Here is an 11,070-nt window from a genome sequence, read left to right as displayed (position 1 = left end):
CAATCGGAGGGACGTGGGGAGGGGGAAGGGGGAGGGGAGGGGAAGGAGGGGGGACGGTGAGGGTCAGACCCGGAGGATCTGGGGGCCCAGCAGCGAATACCGATGGGCTTCGGTCACGGGGAGCCCGGTATCGGTCACGATCGTTTCGAAGTCGGACACGTCCGCGAACCGGCAGAAGCTGACGGCCCCGAACTTGGTGTGCACCCCGGAGAACACCTTGCGCCGGGACACCCGCACCACCTGCGCCTTGACCTCGCTGACCGCCGGGTCGGGGGTGGTGAGCCCGTACTGCCGGGAGATGCCGTTGGCGCCGATGAACGCCAGGTCGATGACGAAGCCGGAGAGCATATGGGTCGCCCAGTGGTCGACGGTGGCCATCGTGCCGCCGCGGACCCGGCCGCCGAGCAGCAGGACCGTGGTGTTCTCCCGCCCGGCGAGTCCGCTCGCGGTCGCGAGGGACGCGGTGATCACGGTGAGCGGCCGGTCCCGGGGCAGGGCCTCGGCGATCAGCTGCGGGGTGAAGCCCTCGTCGATGTAGACCGTCTCGGCGTCGCCCAGCAGTTCGGCGGCAGCGGTCGCGATCCGCGACTTCTCCGGGACGTGCATGGTGGTGCGGAAGGCGAGGGTGGTCTCGAAACCGGCGCTCTCCACGGGGTACGCGCCGCCATGGGTGCGCCGGACCAGACCGTGCTGCTCCAGCACCCGCAGATCGCGGCGCACGGTCTCCCTGGACACCCCGAGGTCCGCGGCGAGCTTGCCGACGTCGACGACCCCGGCACGCCGCGCCATGTCGAGGATCTCCCGACGGCGTTCCTCCGCGTCCACACCGCATCACCTGCTTCTCTTCGGGCTTGGCGAGAAGTTTTACAAGCACGCAACCGGAGTGGCCAGGCTTGGCACGGGACGGATCATGACCGGATGTGCCCGTTTCATGAACGTTATCTCAGCAGGTCAGCATCGGTCAGGGGGAGCGCTGCGAGGATCGCGGACGCCCGGGGCGGCGCGGGGCGTGCCCGTATCGTGCCCGCTTCCGAAAAGCTGGCCGAAAAGCAGCCCGTTCGGGCGTGATCAAGGTCTAGGGAAAGCCCGTTCGGACGTGTGCTACCGCCGGTAGCCCGCGGCGTCGAGGATGCGGCCCGCCACGTTGACCGAATCGACCAGCGGATGCAGCGCGAGGGCGCGCAGGGCCGCGCTCCGGGCGGCGCCGCCGACACTGGTATCGGACGCCCCGACCGCCCCGACCGCCTCGGCCGCCTCGATCGTCGAGCGTTCTACGGCCTTCAGCGACAGCATCAGCCCGAGCTGGTCCGGGGCCACCGCACCGGTGGCCATGGGGCGCGCGCCGCCCGCGTCCACCAGGCAGGGCACCTCCACCACCGCGTCCGCGTCCAGCCCGGGGACGGCGGTGCGGTTGCCGACGTTGAGGATCAGCGTGGTGCGCTCGTCGCGGGCGATGGCCCGCATGATGGCCAGCGCGATCCGGTCGTAGCCGCCGCCGTCCAGATCGCAGGAGTCGCGCTCCCAGCCGCCGCTGGCCTCCCGGCTCGCGGCCAGGTACGTGGTCTCGCGCTCCAGCCGGGTCCGCTCCCAGGCCGCGAGTGCCCCGCCGTCGGCGGTGCGGGCCGTCTCGTAGAACCGGGCCTGCTGCTCCCGCAGGAACTCCCCGCGGGTGGTCGCGGCCTGCCGGATGGAGGCCACCGCCTCGCGGTTGAAGTAGTAGTAGTGCAGGTATTCGTTGGGCAGCGCGCCCAGGGTTCCGGAGCCCACTCCGCCCCGAACAGCTTGCCCTCCTCGAAGGACTCCAGCGCCCCGGCGTCGGGCGAGCAGTTCGGGCATCCGGTCCCGGGCCGTCCACCAGCACGCGCCGCAGCCAGCCGAGGTGGTTGAGGCCCACGTAGTCGTAGACCGCCCGGTCCGGGTCCGCGCCCAGCGCCCGCGCCGCCCGGCGGCACAGCCCGAACGGTGAGTCACAGATGCCGATCACCCGCTCGCCCAGCACCCGCCGCATCGCCTCGGTGACCATGCCCGCGGGGTTGGTGAAGTTGATGACCCAGGCATCCGGGGCCACGGCGGCGATCCGCTCGGCGATCCGCGTCGCCACCGGCAGGGTGCGCAGCCCGTACAGCACCCCGCCAGCGCCGACCGTCTCCTGCCCGAGGACGCCCTCGCCGAGCGGGATCCGCTCATCGCAGGCGCGGCCCTCCAGGCCGCCGACCCGGATCGCCGAGAACACGAAGTCGGTGCCGCGCAGCGCGTCGTCGAGGTCGGTGGTGGCCCGCACCGAGGGCGCGGCGGGCAGGCCCGCGGGGCGGTCCTTCGCCTGCTCGGCCAGGACCGCGCCGATCGCGTCCAGCCGGTGCCGGTCGGTGTCGTACAGCACCAGCTCGGTGCAGCGCCCGGCGTCGTCCCCGCTGTCCTCCAGCAGGGCCCGGTACACCAGCGGCATACGGAAACCGCCGCCACCCAGCACGGTCAGCCTCATACGGTCACTACCTCCACATCGGCCTCACGGAACACATCGAGCGTGGCCGGATCGGACGTCTTGTTGGTGATCAGGGTGTCGATCTCCCGGGGGCCGCAGATCCGGGCCAGCCCGGTGTCGCCCGGGAACTTGCCCGCGGTGACCAGCAGCACCACCTGCCGGGCCGAGGCGAGCATGGCCCGCTTGACGGGCACCTCCACATGCGTGCTGTCCAGCACGCTGCCGTCGGACAGCACCCCGCTCGCGCCGAGGAAGAGCCGGCCCACCCGCAGCTGGCGGATATTGGACTCGGTGAGGAAGCCGACCACGGAACGGTAGTTGGCGCGCACCTGCCCGCCGAGCAGGATCAGCGTGACCTCGGAGTCGTCGCGCAGCTCGTCGTAGATCGCCAGATTGCTGGTCACGACGGTGACCGGGCGGCCGCGCAGCAGCCGGGCGAGGTGGAGCGTGGTGGTGCCGATGTCCAGCAGCAGCACATCGCCGTCCGCGACCAGCTCCGCCGCCCGCCGGGCCACGTCCGCCTTCTCCTCCGGCTCGTCGACCGCCACCTCGCCGAACGGGCGCTCCTCGTCCGGGGTGGGGGCCGCCACCGCGCCGCCGTAGACCCGCGTCAGCCGACCGGCCCGGCCCAGCTCGGCGAGGTCCCGGCGGGCCGTGGCCTCGCTGATCTCCAGGCGCTTGGCGATCTCCCCGATCGGCAGCACGCCCTCGTCGCCGAGGATGCTCAGCAGCTTCGCGTGGCGGGTCTCTCGCAGCATGGGGGCAACGTACTCCACCTGAGCGACCCTGCGCGACTATGACCGACCTCTTGCACAAAACCCCTCCGAGGTGCATGGTGTCGCTCATCCGACGTCATGACGAACGAGGAGAGGCGCGCCGGTGAGCCCCACGTCCGCAGCCCCCGGGCCGATACAGCCGATCGACCCGCTCGCCGCGCTGCGCACCCCCGCCGACCCCGACCACGACGTCTACCTCACCGGCACCGTCTTCCTGGACATCATCTTCACCGGCCTCGACCACGCCCCGGTGCGCGGCACCGAGTCCTGGGCCCGCGGCATGGGCTCCAGTCCCGGCGGCATCGCCAACATGGCCACCGCCCTCGCCCGGCTCGGCCTGCACACCACCCTCGCCGCGGCCTTCGGCGCCGACGTCTACGGGGACTACTGCTGGGAGAGCCTGGCGCACCACGAGGGCGTCGACCTCACCCACTCCCGGCGGGTCCCCGGCTGGCACTCACCGGTCACCGTGTCCATGGCGTACGAGGGCGAACGCACCATGGTCACGCACGAGCACCCCGCCCCGCCGCCCGCCACCCGGCCCGCGCCGCCGCGCTCCCGGGCCTGCGTGACCGCCTACGAGCCGGGCCGCCAGGAGGACTGGGTGCGCCAGGCCCACGCCCAGGGATCCAAGATCTTCGCCGATGTGGGCTGGGACGAGTCCGGCCGCTGGGACCTGGCCACCCTCCCCGACCTGCCGTACACCCACGCCTTCCTGCCCAACGCCACCGAGGCACAGCGCTACACCCGCACCGACACACCCGAGCGGGCGGTGCGCGCCCTGGCCGAGCTGGTGCCGATCGCGGTGGTCACCCGGGGCGCCGAGGGCGCCATCGGCATCGACTCCCGCACCGGGGAGAGCGCCGAGGTACCCGGCCTCGCCGTGGAGGCGCTCGACCCCCACAGGGGCGGGCGACGTGTTCGTCGCCGGTTTCATGACCGGAACGCTCGCGGGCTGGCCGCTCGCCGACCGGCTCGCCTTCGCCAACCTCACCGCCGCCCTCTCCGTCCAGCACTTCGGCGGCGCGCTCGCCGCGCCCGGCTGGGCCGAGGTGGCCGCGTGGTGGGCCCGTACGGCCCGCTCCGGGGACCGTGAGCTGGTGGCGCGCCACCGCTTCCTGGACGGTCTGATCCCGGCCGGGGCGCGCGACTGGCCGCGGCTGCGGGCCCTGCCCACCATCGGCTTCCGGGCCGCCGACGCCCGCGGGGCCTGACGCCCGTACGACGCCGCTCGCGGCACGTCACCCGCGGGACCTCACACCCGCGGCAGCACCACGCCCGTACGACGACGCCCGCATGGAGGAGAACCGCATGGGATGTCCCCGCCGCGCCTTTCCGGCCGTCCTCGCCCTCGGCGCCACCCTGCTCGCCGCGGGCTGTGTGCCCGGCACCGACGGCTCGGGGGCCGCCGGATCCGGGACCGGCGCGTCCACCGCCGTACCCGATCCGAAAGCGGCCGGAAAGACCACGCTGACCGTGTGGGACCAGGAGATCCGCGGTGGCACGAACGGCGAAATCACCCAGCTGAACCGGGAGTTCGAGCGGAAGTACCCCAATGTGCGCATCAAGCGGGTGGCGCGGAGCTTCACCGATCTGAAGACCACGCTCAAGCTCGCCGTCTCCGGCAACAACCCGCCCGACGTCATCCAGGCCAACCAGGGCTACCCGGACATGGTCTCCTTCGTCCGGGCCGGGCTGCTCGCCCCGCTCGACAACTACGCCGGGATCTACGACTGGAACACCCGCTACCCGAACACGCTGCTCAACCTCAACCGGGTCTCCACCGACGGCACCGACTTCGGCCGCGGACGGCTCTACGGCATCTCCCAGACCGGCGAGTTCGTCGGCCTCTACTACAACAAGGACCTGCTGCGGAAGGCGGGCCTGGAACCACCCAAGTCCTGGGGCGAGTTCACCGCCGGGCTCGCCCGCCTCAAGGAGCGGGGCGAACTGCCCGTGCAGTTCGGCAACCTCGACAAGTACCCGGCGATCCACACCTTCGGGGTGCTCCAGGACCAGTACGCGGCCGCCGCGACCCGTGACACCGTCCTCGGCCGTGGTTCCGGATTCGACACCGAGGCCACCAAGGACGCCGCCGCGACCCTCACCGACTGGATGAGGCGCGGCTATCTGCCGAAGGGCGCCAACGGCCTCGGATACGACGACGCGGCCAAGAAGTTCGCCTCCGGCGACGGCGCGTACCTGATGACCGGCACCTGGCTGCTGGCCGACCTCAAGAAGACGATGGGCGACAAGCTCGGCCTCATACCCCCGCCGCCCGCGAAGCCCGGCGGCGCCCCCGTCACCACCGGCGGCCAGGGCCTCGCGTGGTCCATCACCTCCCGCTCCCGCCACCCCCAAGTGGCCGCCGCCTACCTCGACTTCCTCACCAGCGCCCATGCCTCGGACGTCATGACCCGGCACGGAGTGCTGCCCGCCGTCCCCGGCCCGGCCGCGGCCAAGGTCGCCCCGGACACCGTGGACGGCCAGATGGTCGACGGATGGAAGCGGCTCAGCGCCGCCGACGGCCTCGTGCCGTACCTCGACTACGCCACCCCCACCTTCTACGACACCCTCTCGGCCGCCCTCCAGGGCGTCGTCAGCGGCAAGACCTCCCCGGACAAGCTGGCCGCCACCCTGCAACAGGACTACGGAGCCTTCCTGGACACACAGCGGGAGCGCCACACCGCGGCGGAGTCGCGATGAGGCCCACCGCCCTGATCAAGGCATACCGCCGCCGGGCGCCCGGTGAGCCGCGTGCCGTCGGCTACCTCTACATCCTGCCCGCGCTGCTCGTGTACGCGGTGTTCCTGCTCTATCCCTTCGGGCAGTCGGTGTGGCTGTCGTCTCTCCACTGGGACGGGCTGACCGTCGCCACCCCGGCCGGATTCGACAACTACCGCGACCTGTTCGGCGACCCCGCGCTGCGCGCCCCGTTCGCCCACGCCCTGCTGCTGCTCGTGTTCTACTCGGCCCTGCCGGTGGCCATCGGGCTGCTGCTGGCGGCCGCGATGTCCCGGGTCCGGATCCACGGCATGACCTTCTTCCGCACCGTCCTGTTCCTGCCGCAGGTCCTGGCGCTCATCGTGGTCGCCGTGGCCTGGCGGTCCATCCTCGCCCCCGACGGACTGCTCAACGACACCCTGCGCGCGGTCGGCCTCGGCTCCCTCGCCCGCCCCTGGCTCGGCGACTACACCTGGGCGCTGCCCGCCGTCGGGGTCATCGGCACCTGGGTGGGCACCGGGCTGTGCATGGTCCTCTTCCTGGCCGGGGTCCAGCGCATCCCGCGCGAGCTGTACGAGGCGGCGCGGATCGACGGCGCCGGGCCGGTCCGGGAGTTCCTCGCCGTCACCCTCCCGGGCCTGCGGCCGCATATCGCGGTGGCGCTGACCCTGACCATCGTCGCCGGCCTGCGCAACTTCGATCTGATCTACGTCACGACCAGCGGCGGCCCCGGGAACGCCACCTCCGTACCCGCCTACGAGGTGTACCACCGGGCCTTCGAGACCAACCAGGTCGGCTCGGCCGCCGCGGTCGGCGTGGCCCTCACGGTCCTGATCTTCGCCCTGACCGTCACGGTCTCCCGGCTCGTGGAAGGGCGGCGGGCATGACCACACGCCTGGAACGCGGCGTCACCTACGCCCTGCTCACCCTGTTCGCCGTCCTCTCGCTCGTCCCCGTCGTCGGCATCCTCTCCACCGCGTTCGGCTCGCAGGGCTCGCTGGACACGGGGTTCTCGCTGCCGCGCGGCGGGCCGCACTGGGGCAACTTCGCCGACGCCTGGAGCCGCGGCCACTTCGGCACCTACCTCGGCAACTCGGTCCTGGTCACCACGGCCGTGGTCGCGGCCACCACGGTGCTGGCCGTGCTCGCCGCGTACGCCTTCGGGGTGATGCGCTTCCCCGGCTCCACCGTGCTGTTCTACCTCTTCGTGATCGGGCTGACCCTGCCCCAGGAGGCCTTGGTCGTCCCGCTCTACTTCGACCTGCGGTACGCCGGACTCACCGACACCTACTGGGCGTTGATCCTGCCGCAGACCGCCCAGTCGCTGGCGTTCGGCGTGTTCTGGATGCGGACGTACTTCCGGGGCAGCGCCCGGGCGGTGATCGAGGCGGCCCGGATCGACGGGGCGAACAGCTGGACCACGCTGTGGCGGGTGCTGGTCCCGATGGGCCGTCCGGCGATCTCCACCATGGTCGTCATCACCTTCATGTGGACGTGGAACGAGTTCCTGATGGCGCTGGTGATGGTCAGCGACGAGGCCCATCGCACCGTCCCCCTCGGCCTCGCCTTCTTCCAGGGCCAGCACAGTTCGGACGCGGCGCTGCTCGCGGCGGCGTCGGTGCTGATCGCACTGCCGGTGGTGATCGTCTACGTGGCACTCCAGCGCCGCTTCATCGAGGGCATGCTGGGCGGCGCGGTCAAGGAATAGCCGCCGCGCTCAGAGGTCGGGCGTACCACCGACCTCTCGGGCCAGCCGGGCGACGGCACGGGCGAAGACGACGGCGTCGTGGACCGCCGCCCCGCCCGTGTCGTTGTTGAAGTACGCGTAGACGTCGGCCTCGCCGGGCCAGGTGTCATGGACCCGGCGCGCCCAGGTGGCGAGCGCCTGGCGGCCGTAGCGCGGCGCGGGCTCGGCCCGGCCGCCGTGGAACCGTACGTACCCCCACCCGGCGGTCCGCCACAGCGGGGCGGCCGGGCGCGAGCCCACGTCCGCCCAGCACAGCGCGGCGCCGTGGTCCTCCAGCAGCGCCCGGATCTCCGCGGTCCACCAGGAGTCATGGCGCGGCTCGACCGCCACCCGGGTACCGGCAGGGAAGCAGGCCAGAGCGGTGTCCAGCAGGGCGGGGTCGGCCCGCAGCGTCGGCGGGAGCTGGAGCAGGACCGGGCCCAGCCGGTCGCCGAGCCCGTCCGCGTGGGACATCAGCCGCGCTACCGGCTCCTTCGGGTCGCGCAGCCGCTTGATATGGGTGAGATAGCGGCTCGCCTTGAGCGCCATCACGAACCCGGCGGGTGTGCGGTCCCGCCAGACGGCGAACTGATCGTGCTCGGGAAGCCGGTAGAACGCGTTATTGCTTTCGACCGTGGTGAAGCCCCTGGCGTACTCCTCCAGCCACAGCCGCTGCGGGCAGCCGGCCGGGTAGAGGACACCGCGCCAGTCCTTGTACTGCCACCCCGAGGTGCCGACCAGGACGCCCATGGGCGCTCATGCCTCGCCCGGGTGCCAGGTCGGCCACTGCCCGGGCCGGTCGGCCCAGTGGACCTGATCCGGGTCGTCGAGGTCGATACCGGGGAAGACCTGCCGCAGGCGCGGCGCGAACTCCTCCTTTTCGAGGGGTTCGCATCCCACCCCGCGAAGCCGCACCCGCCGGTAACGGCTGTCGGAGTCGAATGATTCGACGTAGACGGGGTAACCGGAATCGTCCCGGTTTATGGCGTGCTCCATACCTCCAGGGTGCCGGAGCCGCCGCCGGTTTGCGGCCCGGGGAATTGTCGGTTTGATTCGAAGGAGAGGAACGCGTGCCGGGGGTGAACGATGATCTTCACTGACCGGGTGGACGCCGGACGGCGTCTCGCCGAGCGGCTGCGGCCGCTGGCCGAGGAGAAGCCCGTGGTGCTGGGGCTGCCGCGGGGCGGGGTGCCGGTGGCCTTCGAGGTGGCCCGGGCGCTGAACGCACCGCTGGACGTGATCATCGTCCGTAAGCTCGGCGTGCCCTTCCACCGGGAGCTGGGCTTCGGCGCCATCGGCGAAGGCGGGGTCCGGGTCGTCCACGAGGCGATCATCCGGATGAGCCGGGCGGACGAGGAGGAGATCGCCGAGGTGGAGCGGACCGAGCAGGCCGAGCTGACCCGCCAGGCGCGGCGCTTCCGCGGCGACCGGCCGCGGATCCCGGTCGAGGGCCGTACGGCGATCATCGTGGACGACGGGATCGCGACCGGCGCCACGGCCCGGGCCGCCTGCCGGGTCGCCCGGGCCCAGGGGGCGGCCCGCTCCGTCCTGGCCGTCCCGGTGGCGCCGCCCGACGCGGTCGCGTCGCTGCGCGAGGACGCGGACGAGGTGGTGTGCCTGTCCTCGCCCCCGGACTTCTCCGCGGTCGGCGAGTGGTACGAGGACTTCTCCCAGACCGGCGACGCCGAGGTGATGGACCTGCTGACCAGGTCGACCGGACAGCGCGGGGAGGCGCATCCTGGAAGGTGACGCAGGAGGTGATCGTGATGGAGACGATCGTGGGATGCGACATCCAGATGGAATTCCGTGAGATCGGTCCGCTGACCGAAGCAGTCGTCCGGCTGCGGATGCACGACGGCACCGAGATGCTGGCCCAGGGCCGCGCGAACCGCAACCCCGACGACCCGGCACAGCCGAGGGTCGGCGAGGAGATCGCGGCGGCGAGGGCGCTGAGCAACCTGGCCCACCGGCTGATCGGCAAGGCGGGCGGCGACATCGAGGAAGTCACCCACAGCAAGGCACACCTGGTGATGTGACCGGCGGCCCCGGTGACTCCCGGGTCACCGGGGAGCGGGGGGAATTCCGTATGAGCCGTACGAGGAATTGCCGGGGTATGCGATCAATGTTCCCGGAGACATAAGGGCGTCCATGCGGGGAAGGGGGAGCCAAAAGAGAGCGGACACGACCCCGGGAGGTCGCTCATGGCGCAACGGACCGACACCACGACGCCCAGGCCCCGGCGGTCCCGGCCATGGCCCTTATGCGCGCTGGTCCTCGGCGCGCTGGCCGTGATGACGGCCTGCGGCGCCGACACCGCGGATCAGTCCGCGCCGCCCGGCGCGTCCGGCGCGTCGGACAGCGGTGACGCGGCCGCCTCGTCCGTCACACGGTCGGCGGCGCACACCGGGCGCACGGTGCCGCCCGCATCGCACCCCGCGTCCTCGGGCTCCGCATCGCGCCCCGTCACGCACTCCGCCTCCGCGTCCGTCTCCTCCTCCGCCACGGCGGCGCACACCACCGGCTCGCGGCCCGGTGCCCGGCGCGTCTGCTCCACCGAGCAGCTGCGCCTCTCCCTCGGACGCAAGGACGTGGGCGCGGGCAATGTCTATATGCCGCTGGTGCTCACCAACAAGTCCACCGGCACCTGCACGCTCACCGGCTTCCCCGGGGTCTCGCTGCTGGACTCCGCGGGCTCCGCGATCGGCGACCCCGCCACCCGGCGCGGCGCGTCGCGCTCCGCGGTCTCCCTGGCGCCGGGTGCCAGCGCCTCCGCGATGCTGCACACCCTCAACGAGGGCACCTCCGACACACCGTGCCGCCGCGCCCCCGCCCGCATCCGGGCCTATCCGCCGGACTCCTTCTCCTCCATGACCGTCCCGGCGGGCTCATTCCGCGTCTGCGGCGGGGTGTTCGAGGTCGAGTCGGTCCACTCCGGAAAGGGCGCCTGACAGTGGCATACCGACCATCCTCCGGGGCAGGCCGGTGTGTCCGAAAATCTTGACAAGCCCGGCGTCCGCTGGCCGTGTTCACCCTTTCGCAATCAATAGGGGTGGGTCACCATAGGGATGCCTCACGAGAGTCGGTGTGGAACGTCCGGAGGAGGACGGTGACATGGAGCGAGTCGCGACCGAGGTCGAGACGGAGCTGCTGGACCTTTCGGGAGCGACGCTGGAAGACCTCGACCGGGATGAAGGGACGGCCGCGGTGGCGCTGCGGCTGATCTGCGCCGTCCGAAACCCGGCGACGTCTGCCAGCTCCTCCGATGCGACGCAGCAGAGTTGCGTGAGTTGACGGAGTCCCGCCACCACTTATCGGCGTTGTGCTTTACCGAGCTGGCCGCTGGTTCGGGAAGTGCGTCATCG

Annotated in this window: 10 protein-coding genes and 3 pseudogenes; 8 read left to right on the top strand and 5 right to left on the bottom strand. The window is 72.0% G+C overall.

What is annotated here, in order from left to right; all coding sequences use genetic code 11:
• Positions 1–63: 63 nt before the first annotated feature.
• The 3 genes and pseudogenes from SSOG_RS03180 to SSOG_RS03170 all read right to left on the bottom strand — a co-directional run bounded on the left by SSOG_RS03180 (position 64) and on the right by SSOG_RS03170 (position 3,240).
• Positions 64–825, bottom strand: coding sequence for a DeoR/GlpR family DNA-binding transcription regulator (locus tag SSOG_RS03180; RefSeq protein ID WP_009712763.1), 762 nt, complete (start codon positions 823–825; stop codon positions 64–66).
• 276 nt (positions 826–1,101) lie between these two features.
• Positions 1,102–2,482, bottom strand: a pseudogene (locus SSOG_RS03175) (6-phospho-beta-glucosidase).
• Positions 2,479–3,240, bottom strand: a complete 762-nt coding sequence (locus tag SSOG_RS03170) for a DeoR/GlpR family DNA-binding transcription regulator (protein WP_039936452.1) — start codon at positions 3,238–3,240, stop codon at positions 2,479–2,481. The pseudogene SSOG_RS03175 and the gene SSOG_RS03170 overlap by 4 nt, the downstream one beginning before the upstream one ends.
• Positions 3,241–3,361: 121 nt before the next feature.
• Between SSOG_RS03170 and SSOG_RS03165 the strand changes: the two are divergent.
• The 4 genes and pseudogenes from SSOG_RS03165 to SSOG_RS03150 all read left to right on the top strand — a co-directional run bounded on the left by SSOG_RS03165 (position 3,362) and on the right by SSOG_RS03150 (position 7,690).
• Positions 3,362–4,472: pseudogene (locus SSOG_RS03165) on the top strand (carbohydrate kinase family protein).
• A gap of 97 nt (positions 4,473–4,569) precedes the next feature.
• Positions 4,570–5,964, top strand: a complete 1,395-nt coding sequence (locus SSOG_RS03160; protein WP_039940570.1) for an extracellular solute-binding protein — start codon at positions 4,570–4,572, stop codon at positions 5,962–5,964.
• Positions 5,961–6,869 carry a carbohydrate ABC transporter permease gene (locus SSOG_RS03155; protein ID WP_039936449.1) on the top strand — a complete coding sequence of 303 codons (909 nt, stop codon included), beginning with the start codon at positions 5,961–5,963 and terminating at the stop codon, positions 6,867–6,869. Before SSOG_RS03160 ends, SSOG_RS03155 begins: the two co-directional genes overlap by 4 nt.
• Positions 6,866–7,690, top strand: coding sequence for a carbohydrate ABC transporter permease (locus SSOG_RS03150; RefSeq protein WP_009712757.1), 825 nt, complete (start codon positions 6,866–6,868; stop codon positions 7,688–7,690). The genes SSOG_RS03155 and SSOG_RS03150 overlap by 4 nt, the downstream gene beginning before the upstream one ends.
• Before the next feature lie 9 nt (positions 7,691–7,699).
• Here the strand turns inward: SSOG_RS03150 and SSOG_RS03145 are convergent, their stop codons facing one another.
• Both SSOG_RS03145 and SSOG_RS03140 read right to left on the bottom strand, forming a co-directional pair.
• A complete protein-coding gene (locus SSOG_RS03145; RefSeq protein ID WP_009712756.1) occupies positions 7,700–8,458 on the bottom strand; it encodes a DUF72 domain-containing protein in 759 nt (252 codons plus the stop codon).
• 6 nt (positions 8,459–8,464) lie between these two features.
• The gene (locus tag SSOG_RS03140) at positions 8,465–8,704 is read right to left on the bottom strand and encodes a hypothetical protein (RefSeq protein WP_009712755.1); all 240 of its coding nucleotides are present in this window, start codon (positions 8,702–8,704) and stop codon (positions 8,465–8,467) included.
• 90 nt (positions 8,705–8,794) lie between these two features.
• Between SSOG_RS03140 and SSOG_RS03135 the strand changes: the two are divergent.
• The 4 genes and pseudogenes from SSOG_RS03135 to SSOG_RS03120 all read left to right on the top strand — a co-directional run.
• Positions 8,795–9,436: pseudogene (locus tag SSOG_RS03135) on the top strand (phosphoribosyltransferase); the annotation flags it as partial.
• Positions 9,437–9,474: 38 nt separating this feature from the next.
• Positions 9,475–9,744, top strand: a complete 270-nt coding sequence (locus tag SSOG_RS03130) for a DUF1876 domain-containing protein (RefSeq protein WP_039940568.1) — start codon at positions 9,475–9,477, stop codon at positions 9,742–9,744.
• A 165-nt stretch (positions 9,745–9,909) separates the two neighbouring features.
• On the top strand, positions 9,910–10,656 hold the full coding sequence (locus tag SSOG_RS03125; RefSeq protein WP_009712752.1) for a DUF4232 domain-containing protein: 747 nt from the start codon (positions 9,910–9,912) through the stop codon (positions 10,654–10,656).
• A 163-nt stretch (positions 10,657–10,819) separates the two neighbouring features.
• Positions 10,820–10,999: a hypothetical protein gene (locus SSOG_RS03120; protein WP_009712751.1), complete on the top strand. Its 180-nt coding sequence runs from the start codon at positions 10,820–10,822 to the stop codon at positions 10,997–10,999.
• Positions 11,000–11,070 lie beyond the last annotated feature (71 nt).

The sequence above is a fragment of the Streptomyces himastatinicus ATCC 53653 genome, assembly GCF_000158915.1.
Classification (GTDB): domain Bacteria; phylum Actinomycetota; class Actinomycetes; order Streptomycetales; family Streptomycetaceae; genus Streptomyces; species Streptomyces himastatinicus.
This window is presented reverse-complemented; position numbering and strand designations above follow the sequence as displayed.

Excerpts from the sequence above, each read along its gene's own strand:
- SSOG_RS03170 (WP_039936452.1), bottom strand. The coding sequence starts at position 3,240 with ATGCTGCGAGAGACCCGCCACGCGAAGCTGCTGAGCATCCTCGGCGAC.
- SSOG_RS03160 (WP_039940570.1), top strand. The coding sequence starts at position 4,570 with ATGGGATGTCCCCGCCGCGCCTTTCCGGCCGTCCTCGCCCTCGGCGCC.
- SSOG_RS03155 (WP_039936449.1), top strand. The coding sequence starts at position 5,961 with ATGAGGCCCACCGCCCTGATCAAGGCATACCGCCGCCGGGCGCCCGGT.
- SSOG_RS03150 (WP_009712757.1), top strand. The coding sequence starts at position 6,866 with ATGACCACACGCCTGGAACGCGGCGTCACCTACGCCCTGCTCACCCTG.
- SSOG_RS03145 (WP_009712756.1), bottom strand. The coding sequence starts at position 8,458 with ATGGGCGTCCTGGTCGGCACCTCGGGGTGGCAGTACAAGGACTGGCGC.
- SSOG_RS03140 (WP_009712755.1), bottom strand. The coding sequence starts at position 8,704 with ATGGAGCACGCCATAAACCGGGACGATTCCGGTTACCCCGTCTACGTC.
- SSOG_RS03130 (WP_039940568.1), top strand. The coding sequence starts at position 9,475 with ATGGAGACGATCGTGGGATGCGACATCCAGATGGAATTCCGTGAGATC.
- SSOG_RS03125 (WP_009712752.1), top strand. The coding sequence starts at position 9,910 with ATGGCGCAACGGACCGACACCACGACGCCCAGGCCCCGGCGGTCCCGG.
- SSOG_RS03120 (WP_009712751.1), top strand. The coding sequence starts at position 10,820 with ATGGAGCGAGTCGCGACCGAGGTCGAGACGGAGCTGCTGGACCTTTCG.